This is a genomic window from Acinetobacter sp. CAU_H_29a_1 (assembly GCF_058599505.1).
In genome coordinates this window covers 1,592,925-1,614,425 of sequence record NZ_CM178655.1, presented here as the reverse complement: position 1 = coordinate 1,614,425, position 21,501 = coordinate 1,592,925, and the positions used below count along the sequence as shown (strand labels likewise).

Genomic DNA, 21,501 nt, shown 5'->3' with positions numbered 1-21,501 from the left:
CATCACAGGCGCTTAAATGCGTATTCCGCTGGTACACATATTCAACTAAAATCTAAGTCTGTTCGAGTTGTAGCGTGATCACAAGTCTCCTTTCATCGGTTAGAATGAGACATCAACAATAAATCGAGTGCGATTATGGATCTGCTAAATATTTCAAAAAGTCGTTATACCACTAAAGCTTATGACCCAAATAGAAAGATCCCTCATGAACAGTTTACTCGATTATTAGAAATTCTCCGCTTGACGCCATCGTCTATCAACATCCAACCTTGGCATTTTTTCATTGCAGAAAACACAAACGCCAAAGAGCGGATTGCAAAAGCGCTAGTAGGTAAATACGCATACAATGCTCCCAAAGTGCTAGATTCATCACATACAATTTTATTTTGCACCAAAACCGATATTTCTGAGCAACATTTGGAAAATTTATTGCATCAAGATGACCTACATGGTCGTTTTAAAGATGATGCCGCTAAGCAAGGCCAAAAAGACAGTCGTTCAGGTTATGTCAACTATTACCGCAATGAAAAAGGTGATGTACAGCGTTGGGCTGAAAACCAAACCTTTATTGCTTTAGGTCAAATTCTATTGGCTGCAGGTATTGAAAAAATTGATGCTACACCGATTGGTGGTTTTGATGAATCCATTATTAGTGAAGAGCTAGGTTTAACCGAACAAGGTCTAGTCCCTTCTGTATTGCTCACACTAGGCTATCGTAGTGATGCTGACTTCAATGCAAAATTGCCAAAGTCTCGTTTAAGCAAAGAAGATATTTTCACGCAGCTGTAATGCTATTTGTATATAAAAGGGACTTCAGTCCCTTTTATATTTTGGGCCTGAAAATTGCTTGATCATATTCAATATCAAAAACAAAAATAGTGAGGTTGCTGATGTCTGTTAAGCCCAATATGCCGATGAAATTTGAATGTGCACACTGTAATAAAATCTATTTAGGTCAGTATCAACATATTATGCGCCCTCAATATCCCGATTGCCCCAGTTGTGAGCAACCAGGGCTGTTATTAGGAATTGCAGTGATTGAAGATCTGTTCAAACACCCTTTTTCCTTTGTGCAGAACTATTTTAAACAGACATTGCATAAGCTAAACAAGCCACGCTTGTAATACCCAACACCAATCCGATTGCTGTTGCGAGTTTGAGCTTCTCTTTAAAGAAAAGCAGTCCGCTGAATACGCCTAACAGCACCACCATAATATTCATGCCCGCAAAGACCACCGCTGGGCTATCCTTGAGTAGCAGATGAGCTTTGACATAAAGTACGATATTGGCAAAGTTCAACACCCCAAGACATAGACCTGCCACGACGTTCTTGGTTAAGCCGATATTTTTCGTAGTCACGGCAACATAACCGACTGACAATAAAAACGCGCAAATAAACATCAGGTTTAACGAAACGGAAAACTGCACACCCAGCCCTGTTGTATATTTGAGCAAGATATCAATCAGTGCATAACCAAACCAAACTAGTGTTAGATACCACACGGCCTGTTTTTGACCTTCTCCACCACCAGAGGCATTGGTAAATAAAATGCACATCACGGCGGCAAGCCCCAAGACTACCCCTACAATTTTGAGCTGATTAAACTGTTCTTGAAAAATAAAATAAGCCGCCAATAAAGATAAAATCACCGACAAACGCTGTGCGATTTCTGTTTTGACAATGCCTGCATATTGTAAAGATTTAGCTAAAAATAAAAATACACTCGGCAACAAAACACCAAGCGCGACAATCAGCCACCACGGGGTATTTGAAATAGAAACGTGGCTTAGATCAGGTTTAAACCAGAAGTAACACAGTAAACTGGCTGAAGCATAGTTCCAGCTGATCATCTGAATCGGATCAAATCCTTTGTTTTTGCCCCATTTTAAAAGAATGGAGACCACCACACTACAACAGGCCGCAGCAAATATCAGTTCCATAGCACACTCTTATTATTGTCGCCTCGAATATAAACACACATAGAAAAGCCCACATCAGGGTGTAATGCCAGTCAGTTAAGAAATTGACTGGCATTTTCTTGGATATTTTTGTGCTTTAATTTTCACTACTCGCGGACATTGCCTTTGCCTTTTTTCAGGTAATACAAATATTTTAGATTGTTCAAATAATTGCGCTAAATGTTTGGGTAGGTTTCCTGCTGATTCTAAAGGTGTGTGCCTTAAGATATTGATAATACTCATAGATGCAACATGGAAACTGATCCTTAAAGGACTCACCTTTGCATGTTCAGCGATAAACCTCATCTGTCTTCTTAAGATATTATATGCAATAAATACCCCCCACAATTCTTGATAGACCAAATCAGGTTGTTTGCTTCTTAAAATCCTTGCATCCTGTAAATCACTTTTAATTTCCCGATAACACATTTCTATTTCCCAACGCTGGATATAAAGCATTGCAAGGTCTTTGAATGGATAAACTTTAGAATCTGTTAATGATGTAATGTAACGTCTTATTTTTCCTGCATATTCAACTTCAATTAAACGTGCTTCCCAATAGTCACCCAATGACGGATTTATCTTTTTTGCTCTTGCTGAAACAGGCATTTTGATCTGAAAGTCATGGGCCGCATTATGATGAATCACTTCATAACGCAGGTTGTCCTTTGCTCGCATCAACCAATGACTCTCTTCTGCCTGAGATTGCCAGCTCACTAAAAAATCAGCAGAGAAGTAAGCACGATCAAATAGGGTAATACTGCGAACTGGTGCTTTTAATTGACTGGCTAAGGTTAATTCACCTTGATCCATACTGCCCATTTGGGCATCAATCATTTCATGGGTATTGGTATTCACCAGGCAAGTCGCTCTAACTTGTGGGTAAGGTGCAGCTGCTGTTTTGCCTTTGGATGAACCAAAGTGCTTAAAGTTTTCTTCTGTATGAGGCATAGACCAAACCACACCATCTACAGCACAAACGCATAGACCGTGAAAGTTGCTATATTGTTGTTGTGAGTCTTTAAACCATGCCTGACTTAATGTCGAAAATAAAGCACTCATGGGTTCTAAGCCTAAGCGTTGTCTTGCTTGTACGGATGCACTCGGTACACAGTATTCTGCCGTACCGAAAACAAGTTGCAATTGTTGAACCACATACCAAATCGGTTGATTTCGAAATAGAGCAAGTCCGATTACCAGCCAAACAACATGTTCAGCAGGCAGTTTTCTTTTTCGAATTGATGCTTTACCTGTTTGGTCTAAGCAATCTTCAATCCAGTTTAAATCAATCAATTCACTGAATTGTGAAAGTGAAGGTAAGGTTTGTTTTAATGTTAAATCTAGATTCTGAGATAAATTCATAAAAAAAGAGCGTATTTACATACGCTCTTTTTACAGCATTTTAACTTTTTTTGCTTAACTGACTGGCATTACTCATATGAGGGCTTTTCCAATATAAATTATTCAAAAAGAATTATTTATAACGATCAACCATTTTCTCTAAAGAAATTGGACGAATCTTGTCGGCATTGCCCGCTGTACCAAATGCTTCATAACGGTCAACACAAATTTGTTTCATTGCGTCTACAGTTTTCGCGAAGAATTTACGAGGGTCAAATTCGCTTGGTTGTTCAGCCATCATACGACGCATTGCACCAGTCGATGCTAAACGCAAGTCTGTATCGATGTTGATTTTACGAACACCGTGCTTAATTGCTTCAACCAATTGCTCAACAGGAACACCATAAGTTTCTTTGATGTCGCCGCCATACTGGTTAATGATTGCTAACCATTCTTGAGGAACAGAGCTTGAACCGTGCATCACAAGGTGGGTATTTGGAAGCGCCGCATGAATTTCTTTAATACGGTCAATCGCCAAAATATCGCCTGTAGGTGGACGCGTAAATTTGTACGCACCGTGAGAAGTACCCACTGCAATTGCAAGTGCATCCACATTGGTATCTGCAACGAACTGACGTGCTTCTTCAACTGAAGTGAGAAGTTGAGAATGATCGAGAACACCTTCAGCGCCTACACCATCTTCTTCACCTGCCAAACCAGTCTCAAGGCTACCTAAACAACCGATTTCACCTTCAACTGAAACACCGCATGCATGCGCCATTTGTACTGTACGACGAGTTACATCAACGTTGTATTCATACGTTGTTGGTGTTTTACCGTCTGCACCCAATGAACCATCCATCATCACAGATGAGAAGCCCAATTGAATTGAACGTTGGCAAACGTCTGGATCTGTACCATGGTCTTGATGCATTACCACTGGAATGTGTGGCCATTCTTCAATTGCAGCCAAAATAAGATGACGTAAGAATGGAGCACCTGCATATTTACGCGCACCCGCTGATGCTTGTACGATAACAGGTGAATTTGTCGCATCTGCTGCAAGCATGATTGCGCGCATTTGTTCTAAGTTGTTTACGTTGAATGCTGGTACGCCGTAAGCATGTTCGCCGGCGTGATCCAAGAGCTGGCGCAATGAAATAAGAGCCATAATGTCCTCCCAGTTGATGCGACATATTCTACATGCTCAAAGGTTTCAATTCAGCAACAAATAACACTATTTAAAAAAAATCCCCGCAATTGCAGGGACTTTTTACAAAATTCGCGTGTATTTAGTGTGCTGTAGCCGCCGAAGCCTCTACCGCAGGATCCGCTGTTGCAGCATCTGCTGGAATGTCTTTGTTCTTTTCATCCAACTCTGGCTGATCAATCGCATCAATTGCCGCTTGTTGTTCAGCCGTTACAGCTTCTTCAACTGCTGCTGTTTCAGATGCCGCAGCGGTTTGCTCTGGTGCTTCATTTTTCTTACAAGCAGTCAGTGCCAATGGTGCTAACAAAAGTGCAGCAAGGGTCATTTTTAAATTCATAATGTTTTCCTAGAACAGATGATTTAATGCCCTATAGTTTATTTCAGCATTATTTCATTTTCATGACTGAATGATGAATAGATTTGTTAAGCCCATAAAAAAAGGTTGACCGAAGTCAACCTTTTTACAACAGCATGAGCACACAATAATTATTGTGCACGCTCTATGAGCGCTGCAACTGCTGGAAGTGTTTTACCTTCGACAAACTCAAGGAAAGCACCACCACCAGTTGAGATATAACCGATTTTGTCAGCAACTTCGTATTTATCTATAGCAGCTAAAGTGTCACCACCACCTGCAATAGAGAAGCCAGCAGATTCAGCAATTGCTAAAGATAATGTTTTAGTGCCTTCGCCAAATTGATCAACCTCAAATACGCCCACTGGGCCATTCCAAAGAATCGTTTTTGACGTTTTTAAAATGTCTGCAAATGCTTTTGCTGTTTCTGGACCTACATCCAAAATCATGTCATTGTCAGTCACATCTTCAACTTTTTTCACGACTGCTTTAGCAGCAGCCAATGAACCCAAGAAATCTGCAAAATCGATTTCAGAAGCATCAGCTACTACAACATCCGTTGGAAGCGGTACAGAAACTTTTGCCGCAATTGCTTTTGCTGTATCAATCAAATCATTTTCACACAATGATTTACCAACATTGAAGCCTGCTGCTGCCAAGAACGTATTGGCAATACCTCCACCCACGATCAATTGATCACAAATATCAGAAAGTGATGTCAACACATCTAACTTAGTCGATACTTTAGAGCCTGCAACAATCGCAACCATTGGTTTTTCAGGTGTTTGTAATGCACGACCAAGTGCATCTAACTCAGCCGCCAATAAAGGACCAGCAGCTGCAACTTTCGCTAAACGTGCCACGCCTTCAGTTGATGCTTCTGCACGGTGTGCTGTGCCGAATGCATCCATCACAAATACATCACAAAGTGCTGCGTATTTTGCAGCAAGTTCTGGGTTATTTTTCTTTTCACCTGCGTTAAAACGACAGTTTTCAAGGAGTACCACTTGACCTGCTGCAACTTCAACACCGTCAAGGTAGTCCGTCACTAATTGAACGTCTTGACCCAATGCTTCAGTCAAATACGCAGCAACAGGTGCTAATGATTGTTCTGGTTTTGGCTCACCTTCAACTGGACGACCAAGGTGAGAATAAACCATTAGGGCTGCGCCTTGTGCTAACGCTGCTTTAATTGTTGGTAAAGCGGCACGTAAACGTGCATCGCTTGTAATCACACCATTTTTAACAGGAACGTTTAAATCTTCGCGAATAAGAACACGTTTACCCGTTAAATCGAGGTCAGTCATACGCTGAAAATTCATGTAGAGCTCTCTTTCTATATATAAAAATCGCGTCGATTTTAAATGATTATGCAGAAAAAGGTTAGCTTCTTTTGCAGAAAAGCAAACGAAAGGCAAAGTTTTGCTATCATAGTGAAAAGTCTCACTAGATTTAGCATTTATGTCTATTCATCCTGATCCAAATCTAAACCGTTTAAACGTTTTGGGTGAACCTTTAGCCAGCTGTTGTTATTCCCCGATCACGGGATATTTCCGTAATGGCTTTTGTCATACAGCACCTTCCGATTTGGGACAACACACGATCTGTGTCGAAATGACCTCTGAGTTTTTAAATTTTTCTCAGCGAGTGGGTAATGATCTTATTACCCCTGTGCCTGAAGTTGACTTTCCAGGTCTACAACCTGGTGATTTTTGGTGTATCTGTGTGACCCGTTGGGTAGAAGCTTATCAGGCCGGTTTTGCGCCTCCTGTTAAAGTTCAAGCTTGCCATCAAGCTGTACTGTCTTACGTACCCCTAAATGTGCTTATGGAATATGCTGTCGAATGAATACTTCAGAAATTATCTTGGCATCAAGCAGTCAAACTCGTAAAGACCTCATGAATCGTTTACGTCTAGACTACCGCTGCGTTGTCCCTGATATAGACGAATCGCCTCGTGGTGAAATCCATGCCGATGATTTAGCCAAACGATTGGCTTATGAAAAAGCGCACGTCATTGCGTCACAGAACCCTGAAGCAATCGTGATTGGCTCAGATCAAGTAGCATGGCGTGAAGGTGCACCCGATATTTTTATTGGTAAGCCATTGAGTACTGAAAAAGCCATTAAACAACTACAAGCCAATTCGGATAAAATTGTGTACTTTAGTACCGCACTCAGCGTGCAGCAACACTCAACTGGCTTTGAACGTAGTCTAGTTGAACACTATAAAGTCAAATTCCGTAAACTGGGCCTACATGAAATCCAGCGTTATGTTGAAGTTGAACAGCCACTGATGTGTGCTGGAAGCTTCAAGTGTGAAAGTCTTGGTATCAGCTTATTTGAACAAATGATAGGACAAGATCAAACCACGTTGATGGGTATGCCTATGATTCAGTTGTGTCATATTCTGCGTGAATTAAAAGTGCTTGTGCCATAATTATTAGAAGTATTTTTAGTTGGTTCCTCAATAAATTGAACAGCAGCAGATGTTGCTGTTCAATTTTGAGCATTAAATGTAACAACAGCATTAATATAATATATGACCAATCGCTCAAAGCTTTTTAAACGAATTTGCTGAGAGATAAGCTTGAATGAGTCGTTTAAAGTACATTCGAATTAATAAACTACGGTATAGCGTAATGACCATAAAAAGAATAAGAAATGAAAATAGACCAATATTATTAGGGTCAAAGCTACTCACACTTTCCCTCTGTCTAAAGAGATATTTGACAAATAACAATGCCAATACCAAATAGCCATACCACATTTTATTATATAGCGGATGATCTTCAGCGAGACTTTTGGCTTGTCTAAAAAGTAAGATATGCTGATATTGCGGCACCTTAGCCAAATCTTTTGTTTTGTATATCCTATCGATTGAGGATGATTTTTTCGCTAATTTGGACTGACTTTTCTCTCTTTCTTTTTGCAATATCTCATTCGCCATTTTCTCGGCGTCTTCTTTACTTAACATTATTTTTCTTCACTATATTTTAGACCTATTATGCTGTAAAAATTTTGATGCCTGCAATCATAACGACTCAGACAAACTTAATTTATTTAAATCAACCAAGCGCATTTAAATAAATCTAACGATACTTGCACATAGGCCTTCGATCATAAGACAATAGTCACAATATTGTTTTAAATTTGCTTAGGCTATTTTCATGTCCCAATCTCTTGATGTTCTTGGCGGTATTACAGCTGAACAATTCCTTGCCGAATATTGGCAAAAAAAACCATTATTGGTCCGCAACGCGCTGCCTGAAATTATCAATATTTTAGAACCTAGCGATATTATGGAACTGGCTTTAGATGAAAATGTCACAGCTCGTCTCATCAAACAAAAAGACCGTGACCCAAATCAGTGGTCGGTAAAGTCTTCACCGCTGTTAAAAGCTGATTTCCAAAAGATGCCAAAACTCTGGACTTTATTGGTTCAAGCCGTAGATCACTACTCTTTTGACTTAGCTGCACTGTGGAAAAAATTTCCTTTTATTCCGCAGTGGCGCCGTGATGACATCATGGTGTCTTATGCGCCTAAGGGTGGCTCTGTCGGAAAGCATTTTGACTTTTACGATGTCTTTTTAGTTCAAGGTTATGGACACCGTCGTTGGCAATTGGGTCAAATGTGCGATGCTGAATCTGAGATTGTTGCAGGCCAACCTTTAAAATTACTGCCTGAAATTGACGTACATTTTGACGAAGTATTAGCGCCAGGTGATCTACTTTATGTACCACCAGGTTTATCACATTTTGGTGTAGCCGAAGATGACTGCCTGACTTTCTCTTTTGGCTTCCGTATGCCAAACGTCACCGACATGGTAGACCGTGTAGGCGATAAACTGTCTGATAACGCGCTATTGCGTAATCCTTTGCTCGATATTGTTCGTGACCAACAAAGCCCGATCGGCCAATTAACACAAAACGAATTGGATTATTTAAAAGCAGAAATTTTGGCGCAGCTACAAAATTCAACTTTGCTTGAAGATGCTATTATGACCTTGATGTCAGAGCCGAAATACCCTGAAAATATTCCTGAAGCTGAAGAAATTGGCACAGGAGATTTAGAAGGTATTTTAGACCAAGGCTATCAGCTGATCTTAGAACCCGCTTCTCGCCTACTTTATACTCACGATGAAGTTGAATTCTTATTTTGGGCCAACGGTGAAGGGCTATGCATTTCGGAGCAATTTGCACCATTACTCAAGAATTTAGCAGATGGTGAAGCACTCTTACTTGATGAAAGCTTATATGATGCCGATATTCTAGAAGACATTGCAATGCTGATGAACGAATCCGTCTTAATGCTACTCCCACCTGACGAAGCTTAAGCAAACCAAGTGCTGAGGAATCTACTCAGCACTTTCTCCCTCACCAAACCTTAAACTGGCAATAATTTTGGTACAGCCTTTTTCAGATTCGATATTGAGCTCAGCACCAATTTTTTCTAAACGCATTTTCATACTGCGCATACCAATGCCCATCCCGTGGTTAAGCACACACTCCACATTAAAACCTACGCCATCATCCTGAATAATCATGACCAAGTGAGTTGTACTTGGATAATACATTTTTACATCAATATGCCGTGCTTGGCTGTGCTTCATAATATTGGTCAAACTTTCTTCAAGCACACGAATTAAAGTCAAACATTGTAGTGCTGTCGGTTGTATTTCCCATGCTTCAGGAATGCTCCAAGTCGCCTCAATGTCCAACTCATCCATGATCTGACTAAACCGATGCCGAACAGGAGCAATCCATAACACAGGATTATCTGGCGTTTTGTTATTGGTTAAAGAACCGCTGTCAATAATTTGTCTTAAATCATCTCGAAGCAATTTGAGGATGGATAAAAATTGTTGATTCGACATGGTGCTGGAGCTCTGATCCACTAAAATCATGGAACGAACCAAAGATGCACCCAAACCATCGTGCAAATCATGCGCTAAATGAATACGCTCTTGTAGACGGACATTTTCAAGCTCTAATTGATGTCGAGCATATAAACTAGAGGACAGATTACTGGTCACAAAGCTCACTCGTTGCTCAAGCTCACTATTAAATCTTTGTATTTTTTTAATATTTTTATCTAAACGTGTTGCGAGAATAATCACAATAAAAAAAGTGATCACCGGTGAGGTATACGGCGACAAAGGCTGATGGTCATTAATATGCCCATCAAAAAGTAGTGAAATATCGTAAAGCATGACGATAAGAATCACACTTAAACAAACCACCAACAAGATATAATCACGGCGCTTGGTCTTATAAGCACGATAAATCACAAAGCAGAATGATGCGATAAATAATGCAATACATAACAGGAAAATCACAGCAAATACGATATTGACCATCAAGCTCGGGATAAACAAGATGGTGACAATACACACTGCAGCAACTAAAAATAAGGTTTTCTCTAACTCAGCAAACTTTGTCTTCACAAAACGCAGTAAGTAAATGCAAAAGCAAACATTGTATAAAACAAAAAAAGTCAGGTTAGTTTTCATGACCCACAAGGAGTTTGGATATGGAAACACTTCTCGGTTGATGACATTCCAAATAAACAAGACCCAAAACAAACAGCTAACAGAAAACCACAGAAATGTCGTTTCATTGCGTCTAAAAAACCAAATGACAAAGCACACCAAACCTAAGGTGGTGGAAATGACTAAATTGACTTGAAACAGTGCTCTCTTGTTCCAAATTCTTTTTTGTTGTTTATCATATGCTGTTGTGATATCAGAAAATTCTAGTTTGCCTAAACCCGGACTTTCATAACTATTACCAACCACATAGACCCAAATGTCATTGTTTTTTTGTTTTAAGCTTTCGACAGGAAGGATCCAAAAACGCGGAGTATTCCAACTTTTTGATAGGGGTTCAACTAAATGCTTATCTTTCCAAAGCAGGTTTCGATTAAAAAAAACAGCGCCTGCGCTACTCATGCCTTCCACAGAAAATGCTAAAGGCTGCTTCAGTTCATTACTGTCGTTACAACTCCAATGCCAATTAAAATGGTACCAAACGCCGCCATCGTAATGTGGCCAGCGTTCTGTCCACACGTCAGGGTTTTTAACCTCTACCCATCCCGTCTTCGGAACAACATCGATAGAACTTGTTTTCACCGCAGAAATTTTATCGACATTCACTTTACAGGTTGGACTAACAGCAAAGTTCGTTTGTGCGGAACTGGCAAAACTAAGCGCACACAAACACAGTGTGACAAAAATGCTCAGCCAGCCATTTCTCATAAAATACCTAAAGAACGCGCAGTACTGACTGCTTTGGTTCTTTTTGAAACAGAAAGCTTGCGGTAAATATGCTTAATATGGCTTTCAACGGTATAGCGCGAAACAAATAATTGCTCAGCAATTTCGCGGTTACTCAGGCCTTGTGCCACCAAGTTTAGAATTTCAGTTTCTCGATTGGTCAGTTGATCATAGTCCTGACCATCCAACTGCTCTACACGCTCAGTTTGGGGGGTATTTGAGGTTGAGATTTGATTTAAAATTTCGCGAGCAATAAAGGGATCAATCGGCGCTCCGCCGCGCAAAATACTCCGTATCGACATTAGCACTTCAGCATCATCACGTTCTTTCAGTACATAGCCATTCGCTCCTGCCTTAATCGAGGCAAATAAACTTTGCTGTGTACTCCATGCCGAAATCACCAGAATTAAGGCGCTTTCGTCTATCTCTCTAAGTTTTTCAATTAAGGTAATACCATTCCCATCGGGCAACCCTAAATCAACTAAGGCTAAAGAAATCGGTTGTGATGCAATGATTTGCATGGCTTCAGCTAAATTTTTAGCAAAAATCAGCATATCTTGACTATAGCCCAGCTCCGACAGGATCAGATCTAGGCGCGAGCGAATCATGGCTTCATCTTCCACGATTAAAACAGGTGCAGGCAAAACAGTTTCCTTATTTTTCACTGAAGCTTCCCCTTTTTCTTATCATTCTTCAACCACACTATACCGATGCAAGCTTGGCCTAACCTATCCCTAGAAGTAAGTAATTTATAATTTTTTCTTTTGAACAATAAGCGCTTGTTCATATTCATTTTATATACTTTAAATTCTGAAAGATATCAATCTGTATAAAATTTATCCGTAATTTTAATATTGGATTGCCCCTGCGAATAATAACGGACTTAACAACAATTTATTACTTGTAGATGAAATAGAGACTTGGCACATTAGGTCTAAACAACCAGGAAGGATGCCCAGCCATATGTCTAGCCCTGCTCAATCCATACGACATAAATTACTCAATACTTTTTTTTCACGGCACTCCATTTGGCTACTGTGTATTTTTATTTTCTTGAGCATTTCTTTTTTTCATTATAGCCATACGCCCATCTATATTAATTATTTTATTTCGGACACTTTACTGAACAGTATTTGGCTGATCACAGGTTTACTAAGTCTTGTTGGCTTGCATGATGTTTTACAAAATAAACATTCGATCTTAAAGAACTATCCGATTATGGGACATTTTCGTTTTATTTTTGAAGATTTCCGCCCTGAAATTCGCCAGTATTTTATTGAGGCAGATCAAGACGCACTGCCTTTTTCACGGATGCAACGCAGTTTGGTCTATCAACGTGCAAAAAACCAAAATGCAGATAAACCATTCGGCTCCATTATCGATGTCTATGCAGACAATTACCGCTTCATGACTCATTCACTGAGCCCATGTACACCTGCTGACCCTAAAACCTTCCGTATTTTGGTGGGCAATTCGCAATGCTCACAACCTTATAGTGCTTCTATTTTCAATATTTCAGCCATGAGTTTTGGCAGCTTGAGTGCCAATGCTATTCGCGCTTTAAATAAAGGAGCACAAATGGGTAGTTTTTACCATGATACTGGCGAAGGCAGTTTAAGTCCGTACCATCTTGAGTATGGAGGCGATATTGTTTGGGAGTTAGGCAGTGGGTATTTCGGTTGCCGTACTCTAGATGGTCAATTTGACCCTGAGAAATTTGCTGTGCAAGCCAAACGACCTCAAGTCAAAATGATCGAAATCAAGCTATCTCAAGGAGCAAAACCCGGTCATGGAGGGATTCTACCAAAAGATAAAATTTCTGAAGAGATTGCCGAAATACGGGGCGTCAGTCGAGATCATGACTGTGTTTCCCCCTCAAGTCACTCTGCCTTCAAAACGCCAATTCAGATGATGCATTTTATTCAAAAACTGCGTGAATTATCTGAAGGCAAACCAGTCGGATTTAAGCTGTGTATTGGTCAACCTTGGCAGTTTATGAGTATTGTCAAAGCCATGCTACATACTCAAATTATTCCCGATTTTATTGTGGTAGATGGTTCAGAAGGCGGTACAGGTGCAGCGCCTATCGAGCTGATAGACAATATGGGCGTACCACTACGTGAAGGCTTACTTTTTGTACACAATACACTGGTCGGTGCGGGTTTACGTGCCCAGATCAAAATTGGTGCCAGTGGCAAATTGGTTAGTGCCTTTGATATTGCCAGTACCATGGCAATTGGTGCAGATTGGGTCAATTCTGCACGAGGATTTATGTTCGCGGTGGGCTGCATTCAAGCGCAAAGTTGTCATACCAACCAATGCCCTGTCGGTGTTGCGACACAAGACAAAGAGCGTCAAAAAGCAATACATGTGCCCACAAAAGCCGAACGCGTTTTGCATTTTCATGACAACACATTAAAGGCACTTTCAGAAATGATTGCTTCAGCGGGCTTAAAACATCCAGCAGAAATTAAAGCACGCCATTTAGCACAGCGCATTAATGACCGAGAAATTCGAAACTATGCGCAGCTGCATTTTTGGTTAAAAGATGGTGAACTTCTATCTTGTGAAAATAAAGATGAAGAGAACTTCTATTTCCGTATGTGGAATATGTCCAAATTAGAACATTTCTAAATAAAAAGGAGGCTCTATCAGCCTCCTTTTTATTTTCGATAAGAGAAATCACAGAATGTTAGTAATATCCACTCGATGAACCCTGCGCATGTAAAAAGGCAGGAATTAAACCTGTTAAGGCCGCGCGAATATCCGAACGTTCATTAATCAATTGATGCGAACCTTCCTCCAACATCAATAAAGTTTGTAAGCGGAACTTCTCACGAATAAACTCAATGTTATAACGCCAGTCTACCGTCTGATCCAGCGCACCTTGGGCTAACCAGACAGGAATGCGACAGGCTGGGCGCTGCTCCATTTCCAACATCCATTTGGACATAGCCAAAATCCAATCCATACCCATCATGCGAGGTTGTAGCGGATCTTTTAACCGAACAAAGCGTAAGAACTCTGGGTTATGGTTATTCCGCCTAAAATGACGCGGTACTTGACGTTTAATCCGTCGAATAATGCCTAGTCCAACCGAGTTATGCCACCAAGCGGATTTTGCAGGTCGAATGAGTGGCGACAACAACAAAACACGTTGCACATAAGGGTTTTCACGGCGTTCGGCAAATTCAAGCAAATGATGCATCAAAATTGCACCACCCGTGCTCTGCCCTATGCCTAGCCACGGTTGCGGTAGCTGTTCTGCATGTTTCACATAGCGCACCACAGCATGTAACACATCTTGATAATGATCAAAATTTTGGATATTCGCGGGTGATCCATCACTGAGTCCATGCCCTGGAAGATCATAGGTCAATACACTAAAGCCTTGCTCAAGTAACTCTTTAATAATGGGTTGATAAATTCCGCTATGCTCTAAATAACCATGCAACAGACAGACTGAACCTTTGATTTTTTCAATTTTTGGTGCAAAAACTTGGACATGCAGCTTAAACAAAGGCATTTGAACATAACCTTGCCAGTGATCACAGTCCAATGCATCTAAACCATATAAACGACGATAAGACACCATCTCCACCGATGCCTCATACGGCTGGTTCAGATTCAAAGGCATTAATAGCTGTGGTGTTGTCTCACGACTCGGCACAGGAAGTTCAAGCTGTTTGAGTACTGAAGGATTTAAAAAAGGAAGTTCAGGCATTATGGAATCTCCCTACAGTCACTCGAACCCAACAGTACATCGCGTATCGTTGCGAGCATTTCATAATTGGCACGGCGACTATGATCATAATTCTGTTCACTTGGACGCCATTGGGTTAATTGGGTCGGCATTGGCGCCTCTATCGGCTGTGTTTCGATACCATTTAAAGCAAATAAACGGCGTGTACGTGGCATATGATATTGATCTGTAATTAAAATCACTCGTGGTGCACCACCTTTTTTCTGCAATAGCAAAGAGCTAAAGCGTGAGTTTTCGCAGGTATTCATACTACGATCTTCCAATAGTTTCGCATCGACTCCACGTGCCTTTAACCATCTTTGCATATACGGGGCTTCGACACCGCTAAGCACAATGGGGAGCTTGAACTGTTGTTCGACCTGCAATGTGGTTTCAAGACGTAATCGCGTATATTCATTCACTACAATATCTTTACGATTTTTGTCTAGAGTTAATCCACCACCCAAAACGACTATGGCATTCGGCATGTTTAATGCCGCTTTTCTCTCTTCATTTTGTGCATGTATTTGTGCGATATCCTGATAGATTTGTTCATCTATCGGCTCTTCCTCTACAGTCTCAACCTTATGTGTTTTTAAAAAGTCGAGATAATGTTCCATCAGGGCTTTATTTTCTTTGCTATTCAGCTCTAGCAGTTCTTTGACATTTTCAGTCGGGTCAACCTCAGAACTTGCCGTCTCAACCACCAAAGGAATTTGAGGCTTTTGCTCTTTTTCTTGCTCCTCACGCTGTTCAGAAATAATTAACTGTTGCAGTGCTTTATAACGTGCCTGAATCGTGGTTAGGTTTTGCGAATTATGTTCTTTGATTTGCTCTTCCATCAACTGTAAGTACGCTTGACGAGCAATCCATAAATCAGAACCCGGTTCTAAGCTTTCTTGTTCACTGAGTGCTGCCATTTTTTGACTTTGTGCTGCAACTTCATTGACGTCTACAGGGACAAAGGCATTCAATGTCGCCACAATCAGCTTTGAATAAAAAGGCGTATAAATAAAAATCATTAAACAGCCGAAAAATGCAAACAGCACCGAAGTGATTTGCATTAAACGCACCATTTTATGGGTTTTACTCATACTTTTAACGATCCTGATGAGATTGGATGAGACCCGAGGAATTAAATAACACAGGTTCAGGTTCCAACAAAACTTTAAATTTATTATACACATCCTGCTGTACTGCACGGTATGTGCTCTGTACATCGTTCAAATCTGCATTGGCATAATTCACTAAAACCAAGGCTTGTTTGGCAAACATCCCGACCACACCAAGCTGCTTACCTTTCCAGCCCGATTGATCAATCAACCAACCTGCTGCAATTTTAACATCACCATTCGGCTGCGGATAATGTGGCAATTTTTCAAATTGTTGGGCTAAAAGGTCATAAGCTTGCTGACTAATAATTGGGTTCTTAAAAAAACTGCCTACGTTAGGAAATTCTTTCGGATCAGGCAATTTACTTTGACGAATCTGAATCACTTGTTGTTGTAAATTAAAAGCTGTTAGCTCATCACCCACGGCTTGTTTTAAGTCACCATAGCTAATTTTCAAATCTTCTTTTTTCAACAACTTGAAGGTCACATGCGTAATCACATAGCGATTTGGATTATCTTTAAAAATACTATGACGATAACTAAATGCACAGTTTTTAGCTTCAATATCACTAAATGTTTTCAACTGTCGGTCATAGACTTGCACGCTTTCGATGAACTCACCGACTTCTACACCATAAGCCCCAATATTTTGTACAGGAGATGCACCCACGAGGCCTGGAATCAACGCCAAATTCTGTAAGCCAAATAAATGGTGTTCTGTCGTCCAAAGCACAAAGTCATGCCAAACTTGGCCCGCACCGACCCGTATAGTTTTGGTAGTTGCATCTTCAGACAGGTTTTCTACGCCTAGAATATTCATATGAACAACCAAAGCATTAATTTGTGCGGGAAGCAGCATATTACTTCCACCAGATAGAATCATGACATTCAAAGCGTGTTGCTGTGCATAATCCAATGCATCTACAAGCTCGTCTGGACTGTGAATTTGAACATAATGAGAGGCTATCGCATTTAAGCTTAACGTATTAAAAGGTTTAAGCTGTTTTTGTGTTTCGATTTGCATGCACGAACCTTAATTACTGTTCAAATTGTTGTTTAAAAATACTGACCCACGCTTGGCTGCTCGACTCACATTGGTCAAGAACACGTTCAAAACCATCAAAACCACCATAGTAAGGATCAGGTAATGCTTGCTGCGGATACTGCGCGTCATGTTCAGACATGAGTGCAACTTTAGCGCGGAGAGGTTGAGCACCAAATTCAGTTTGCGCTGTTTGATACAACGCTTGAATATCATCAAAATTACGATGATCCATGGCCAAAATTAAATCGAAATGGACAAAATCACTGGTCTGTAACTGTCGTGCGCGTAAGCTGGATAAATCATAGCCCCGTTTTAAAGCATGTTCTTGACTACGTAAGTCAGGTGCTTTGTTGGGATGGTAGTTACTGGTTCCCGCCGAATCGATTTCGATGTTGAGCTGATGTGCATCACAAAAATGTCTGAGAACCACTTCTGCCGTGGGAGAACGACAAATATTTCCTAAACAGACACATAACACCTTATAGGGCGCTGTGAATGACATAACCACCTCGAAACAGCTTTATTTTCAAGTGTCTTATGTTAAGTTATTTAGAGGATGAATCCTATAGAAGTACAAAACAATATTGTCGGATAAGATATAAAAAAGGATGCTGATATGAACCAATTTCAATTTCAAACCGTGCCGAATATTATTTCAGGCTTAGGCAGCATTCAACAACTCAGAGACATTTTAACAGCACGTCCTTATCAACATCTGTTATTGGTTACAGATGCAGGCATGTTAAAGCATCAGCTTCATCTTCCCATCTTGGAAATTTTAGAAGATCTCTCACTCACTTACAGTATTTACAGTGAGGTTGAAGCAGATCCAAGTGAGCAAATTGTTTTAAATGCGGTTGATTATGCCAAACAGCAAAAAGTAGATATCGTTTTAGGCTTTGGTGGCGGCAGCTCTATGGATGTTGCAAAAATTATTGCCATCCTCAGCCATCCTGCACAGCAGCAACACTTGTCAGATCTTTATGGGATGAATCATGCCCAAGCACCTCGCCTACCCTTAATTTTGGTCCCAACCACTGCAGGGACAGGCTCTGAGGTCACACCAATTTCGATCGTTACCACAGGTGAAACGACAAAGACTGGCATCGTAGCACCCGTTCTTTTTGCTGATGTGGCGATTTTGGATGCGACTTTTACTGAAAACCTACCGCGTCATATTAGTGCTGCCACAGGCATTGATGCGATGGTACATGCGATTGAAGCTTATACCTCTAAAATCAAGAAAAACCCCTATGCAGACATGTTAGCGAAACAGGCTTTAAAACTGCTGAATCAGAACCTCAGTTTAGTGCTAGAAGATGGTCGAAATTTAGAAGCTCGACAAAATATGTTGGTCGGTTCGATGTTGGCAGGGCAAGCCTTTGCCAATGCCCCAGTAGGTGCTGTTCATGCGCTGGCTTATCCACTGGGAGGTCATTTTCACATTTCTCATGGACACAGTAATGCCTTAGTGCTGACAGAGGTTTTAAAGTTTAATCTGCCTCTAGCTAAGCAACATTATGCAGAACTGATCTGCTGGCTCGACCCAAAAAGTACAGGCTGTACCGATGGTCTTTCTGATCTTTTCGTCGATCATATGCAAAACCATTTAGACTGCAGTGGTTTAACCTTAAAACTCAAAGCGTTGAATATTTCTGAACACAGTCTAGATCAGCTTGCAACCGATGCCATGTTACAAACACGCCTACTACAAAACAACCCAAGAGAACTAGAGTGGCAACAGGCACGCGAAATTTATCAAGCCATTTACAGCTAAGCCATATAATTAACTTAGGCTATTTATAAGACGATTTTAAGGATGATATCGATGAGACAAGCTGCAAAAACACGTGACCAATTTCATTATTTTTTACCGATTCAGACACGTTGGTCGGACAATGACCTCTATGGCCATGTCAACAACGTCACCTATTATAGTTATTTTGATACTGCGGCAAATGCCTTACTGATTGAAAAAGCAAATTTTGATATTCACCAATCCCCTATTATTGGTTTAGTGGTCGACTCAGCATGTAGTTTCTTACATGAGTTGTCTTATCCCGAAATTATTGACGTTGGTGTGACTATTTCCAAAATAGGGAACTCTTCACTCACTTACGAACTCGCCATTTTCAAATTTGGTCAAGAAACTGCTTCAGCTCAAGGACATTTTGTTCATGTCTTTGTAGACCGTGAAACACGAAAAAGCACCCCGATTCCCTCTGAAATGCGGAGTGCTTTGCGCCACTACTTAAGCCATGACATTACTTAAGTTGAATATTGTGTAATTCACCATCAAAAGTTTGTACAAGACCTTTTACCGTGTCTTCGTTTTGCAGTAACTCATGCGCACGTTGAAATGCTTTTTGCTTGCGCTGCGCCTGCATGGTGTACGGGGTAATCGTTTCAACTTCTGCATATTTCACATCAAAACGCGTCTGAGGCCATTCAGCTTTAAGCGCATCTTCCAAGACATGACGTAATTGGGTGAGGAGTTGCTCATAACGCTGCGGAATCATAAACACAGACTCGGCATTAATTTGCCCAGCCATTAAACCTTGCTGAGCCAACTCTTGTACCGCGGGCGATAAGCCGCTGCTTCTGAACCAGTACTCCCACTTCTCCACCGTCCACTCACCGACTAACTGCTGCGGTTGAAGTTGTAAAATATCTTGCGGCATTAAATCGGCTGATGCAGTTGCAACCTGTTCAGGTTGAACGGGCTCTACAATAGCGGCAACAGTTTGCAGGCTTTCATTTTCTACAACTTGGGTGTCCTGTACGCTATCTGCTGAAAGCACTTCATTTGCTAAATCAGAAGACTCCGCTTGCACAGCAGGTTCAGCTATTGCTACGACATCTTCAAGGGAAGCATCATTTTGACTTTCTAGGTCTAGCGGTACAATTTCTTCAAATAAGAAATCATCACTATTTGGCTCATCGTCATTGCTTCGAGCATTAAATTCGTCTGCTTCATCTAAATCGAATAGCACTTCATCACTTGAAGGATCAAAAACGATTTGATCAGATTGCTGAGATGAATCCACTGGTGGTTTATTATCTTCAACGCTTTCTGAAAGATCGACATCATCAAGTTCAGGCTTAAACTCAGGCTCTGCATCCTGAGTTATTGCAGCGTCTTCAGATGCCACATCAACAACTGTACCTTCAGCATCTTGCTGCAAAGCCGTTTCTGGATCAGAACTCAGTATTGCCGCTTGTTGTACAGATTCAACTACAACGCTATTCGTCTGAGCTACCAGTACTTCATTCGGTTGTAATGGACGGAACGCCAACATGCGCAGCACTGACATTTCAAAGCCTTGCTCTTGCGTGACTGCTAGCTGTAATTCAGCACGTCCTTTACATGTAATTTGGTAATAAAGTTGTAAGTCTTGCGCAGCAATTTGCTGAGACAATTGCATGATTTTTTTATTAATTTCAGCACTATATTTGAGACTTAGTTCTGGCAAATATTGTAGTAATGCCAATTCATGTAAAGTCGAAATCAGCTGATCCAAAACTAAAGATACATCCAGTGCTTGCTGGCGGAATTGCATCAGCAACTCACTCACCCGTTGTTTTTGGTTTTGATGTATCGCAAGGATCAGATCATAAATAATGGTACGGTCGATTAAACCCAACATTTCTTTGACATCTTGGTGCTGGATAGCGCCCTGACCGTAAGCAATCGCTTGGTCTGTCAAAGAAAGCGCATCACGTAATGAGCCTTGGGCAGACTCTGCAATTTGCCAAATCGCATCTTGTTCGGCTTGGATGCTTTCTTTATTTAAAATATTAGCCAGATGCTCAGTAATTTCATCTACAGCCAAAGGGCGTAATGTAAACTGCAAACAACGCGAAATCACGGTAATTGGGAGCTTTTGCGGATCTGTCGTTGCAAAAAGGAATTTCACATGTTCAGGTGGTTCTTCCAATGTTTTGAGTAAAGCATTAAAAGAATGCGTAGACAGCATATGCACTTCATCGATCAAATAGACCTTAAAACGACCTTGCGTCGGTGCATAAGGAACATTGTCTAAAAGCTCTCGCGTATCTTCAACTTTAGTCCGTGATGCCGCATCGATTTCAATCAAGTCAATAAAACGGCCTTCATTCACGGCGGTACAGGTTGGGCAAACTTCGCACGGCGTCGAAGTCACACCCGTTTCACAGTTCAAGCACTTCGCCAAAATACGGGCAATGGTGGTTTTTCCAACACCACGCGTTCCTGTAAATAAATAAGCATGGTGCAAACGCCCGCGCTCTAAAGCACTTGTTAGCGCTCTAGAAACGTGGTTTTGACCCACTAGCTCATTAAAATTGCGAGGACGATATTTCCGTGCAAGTACTTGATACATGTATGCTCCTTTTTATAGGCCTAAGCATACTGTTTTTTTGCCAAAGAGTGAATGAATTACTTCACTCCGTTCTCTCATTTCTAAGCTATAAAGCTGATTTAGA

21 protein-coding genes are annotated in these 21,501 nt (G+C 40.8%); 8 read left to right on the top strand and 13 right to left on the bottom strand.

The features are described from left to right. Positions 1-135 precede the first annotated feature (135 nt). On the top strand, positions 136-789 hold the full coding sequence (gene nfsB, locus AC4MDD_RS07945; RefSeq protein ID WP_491882530.1) for an oxygen-insensitive NAD(P)H nitroreductase: 654 nt from the start codon (positions 136-138) through the stop codon (positions 787-789). A 101-nt stretch (positions 790-890) separates the two neighbouring features. Further along, positions 891-1,124, top strand: a complete 234-nt coding sequence (locus AC4MDD_RS07940) for a hypothetical protein (RefSeq protein ID WP_490768564.1) — start codon at positions 891-893, stop codon at positions 1,122-1,124. On the opposite strand, the gene AC4MDD_RS07935 is transcribed toward AC4MDD_RS07940, so the two are convergent. From AC4MDD_RS07935 to AC4MDD_RS07915, 5 genes are all read right to left on the bottom strand, one after another. Then, positions 1,084-1,941, bottom strand: coding sequence for an EamA family transporter (locus tag AC4MDD_RS07935; RefSeq protein ID WP_491882529.1), 858 nt, complete (start codon positions 1,939-1,941; stop codon positions 1,084-1,086). The genes AC4MDD_RS07940 and AC4MDD_RS07935 overlap by 41 nt on opposite strands. Before the next feature lie 75 nt (positions 1,942-2,016). After that, positions 2,017-3,321 carry an IS4 family transposase gene (locus AC4MDD_RS07930; protein ID WP_062032364.1) on the bottom strand — a complete coding sequence of 435 codons (1,305 nt, stop codon included), beginning with the start codon at positions 3,319-3,321 and terminating at the stop codon, positions 2,017-2,019. Positions 3,322-3,433: 112 nt separating this feature from the next. Beyond that, on the bottom strand, positions 3,434-4,471 hold the full coding sequence (gene fba / locus AC4MDD_RS07925; RefSeq protein WP_004696956.1) for a class II fructose-bisphosphate aldolase: 1,038 nt from the start codon (positions 4,469-4,471) through the stop codon (positions 3,434-3,436). 121 nt (positions 4,472-4,592) lie between these two features. Beyond that, complete coding sequence (locus AC4MDD_RS07920) at positions 4,593-4,847, bottom strand: hypothetical protein (protein WP_491882528.1); 255 nt, start codon at positions 4,845-4,847, stop codon at positions 4,593-4,595. A gap of 149 nt (positions 4,848-4,996) precedes the next feature. After that, positions 4,997-6,187, bottom strand: coding sequence for a phosphoglycerate kinase (locus AC4MDD_RS07915; protein ID WP_058869696.1), 1,191 nt, complete (start codon positions 6,185-6,187; stop codon positions 4,997-4,999). A 139-nt stretch (positions 6,188-6,326) separates the two neighbouring features. On the opposite strand from AC4MDD_RS07915, the gene AC4MDD_RS07910 reads away from it, so the two are divergent. Together AC4MDD_RS07910 and AC4MDD_RS07905 are read left to right on the top strand one after the other, a co-directional pair. After that, complete coding sequence (locus tag AC4MDD_RS07910) at positions 6,327-6,713, top strand: DUF2237 family protein (RefSeq protein WP_004984725.1); 387 nt, start codon at positions 6,327-6,329, stop codon at positions 6,711-6,713. Then, entirely contained in the window at positions 6,710-7,303 is a 594-nt protein-coding gene (locus AC4MDD_RS07905) for a Maf family protein (protein WP_078388849.1), read from the top strand. The genes AC4MDD_RS07910 and AC4MDD_RS07905 overlap by 4 nt, the downstream gene beginning before the upstream one ends. A gap of 114 nt (positions 7,304-7,417) precedes the next feature. Here the strand turns inward: AC4MDD_RS07905 and AC4MDD_RS07900 are convergent, their stop codons facing one another. Further along, positions 7,418-7,840: a hypothetical protein gene (locus AC4MDD_RS07900; protein ID WP_087013594.1), complete on the bottom strand. Its 423-nt coding sequence runs from the start codon at positions 7,838-7,840 to the stop codon at positions 7,418-7,420. A 193-nt stretch (positions 7,841-8,033) separates the two neighbouring features. Here AC4MDD_RS07900 and AC4MDD_RS07895 point away from each other — a divergent pair, with 193 nt between their 5' ends. Continuing rightward, entirely contained in the window at positions 8,034-9,200 is a 1,167-nt protein-coding gene (locus AC4MDD_RS07895) for a ribosomal protein uL16 3-hydroxylase (protein ID WP_004696944.1), read from the top strand. Between the two features lie 21 nt (positions 9,201-9,221). On the opposite strand, the gene AC4MDD_RS07890 is transcribed toward AC4MDD_RS07895, so the two are convergent. Then, positions 9,222-11,120: a sensor histidine kinase gene (locus AC4MDD_RS07890; RefSeq protein WP_078388850.1), complete on the bottom strand. Its 1,899-nt coding sequence runs from the start codon at positions 11,118-11,120 to the stop codon at positions 9,222-9,224. Then, on the bottom strand, positions 11,117-11,803 hold the full coding sequence (locus AC4MDD_RS07885) for a LuxR C-terminal-related transcriptional regulator (protein ID WP_004696942.1): 687 nt from the start codon (positions 11,801-11,803) through the stop codon (positions 11,117-11,119). Before AC4MDD_RS07885 ends, AC4MDD_RS07890 begins: the two co-directional genes overlap by 4 nt. 298 nt (positions 11,804-12,101) lie before the next feature. Between AC4MDD_RS07885 and AC4MDD_RS07880 the strand changes: the two genes are divergently transcribed. Continuing rightward, the gene (locus AC4MDD_RS07880; RefSeq protein ID WP_490752896.1) at positions 12,102-13,772 is read left to right on the top strand and encodes an FMN-binding glutamate synthase family protein; all 1,671 of its coding nucleotides are present in this window, start codon (positions 12,102-12,104) and stop codon (positions 13,770-13,772) included. 58 nt (positions 13,773-13,830) lie between these two features. On the opposite strand, the gene AC4MDD_RS07875 is transcribed toward AC4MDD_RS07880, so the two are convergent. Genes AC4MDD_RS07875 through AC4MDD_RS07860 form a run of 4 tightly spaced genes read right to left on the bottom strand, consistent with a single transcriptional unit; the run spans position 13,831 to position 17,539 of the window. Continuing rightward, entirely contained in the window at positions 13,831-14,862 is a 1,032-nt protein-coding gene (locus tag AC4MDD_RS07875) for an alpha/beta hydrolase (RefSeq protein ID WP_004696940.1), read from the bottom strand. Beyond that, on the bottom strand, positions 14,862-15,974 hold the full coding sequence (locus AC4MDD_RS07870; protein ID WP_159127493.1) for a YdcF family protein: 1,113 nt from the start codon (positions 15,972-15,974) through the stop codon (positions 14,862-14,864). The genes AC4MDD_RS07875 and AC4MDD_RS07870 overlap by 1 nt, the downstream gene beginning before the upstream one ends. A 4-nt stretch (positions 15,975-15,978) precedes the next feature. Beyond that, entirely contained in the window at positions 15,979-17,016 is a 1,038-nt protein-coding gene (gene murB, locus AC4MDD_RS07865) for a UDP-N-acetylmuramate dehydrogenase (protein WP_491882527.1), read from the bottom strand. Between the two features lie 13 nt (positions 17,017-17,029). Further along, positions 17,030-17,539 carry a low molecular weight protein-tyrosine-phosphatase gene (locus AC4MDD_RS07860; RefSeq protein WP_491882526.1) on the bottom strand — a complete coding sequence of 170 codons (510 nt, stop codon included), beginning with the start codon at positions 17,537-17,539 and terminating at the stop codon, positions 17,030-17,032. A 114-nt stretch (positions 17,540-17,653) separates the two neighbouring features. Between AC4MDD_RS07860 and AC4MDD_RS07855 the strand changes: the two genes are divergently transcribed. Both AC4MDD_RS07855 and AC4MDD_RS07850 read left to right on the top strand, forming a co-directional pair. Continuing rightward, entirely contained in the window at positions 17,654-18,814 is a 1,161-nt protein-coding gene (locus AC4MDD_RS07855) for an iron-containing alcohol dehydrogenase (protein ID WP_491882525.1), read from the top strand. A 51-nt stretch (positions 18,815-18,865) separates the two neighbouring features. After that, positions 18,866-19,309, top strand: coding sequence for an acyl-CoA thioesterase (locus AC4MDD_RS07850; RefSeq protein ID WP_110973968.1), 444 nt, complete (start codon positions 18,866-18,868; stop codon positions 19,307-19,309). Here the strand turns inward: AC4MDD_RS07850 and dnaX are convergent. After that, a complete protein-coding gene (dnaX, locus tag AC4MDD_RS07845) occupies positions 19,302-21,398 on the bottom strand; it encodes a DNA polymerase III subunit gamma/tau (RefSeq protein ID WP_491882524.1) in 2,097 nt (698 codons plus the stop codon). The two genes, AC4MDD_RS07850 and dnaX, sit on opposite strands and share 8 nt — an antisense overlap. Positions 21,399-21,501 lie beyond the last annotated feature (103 nt).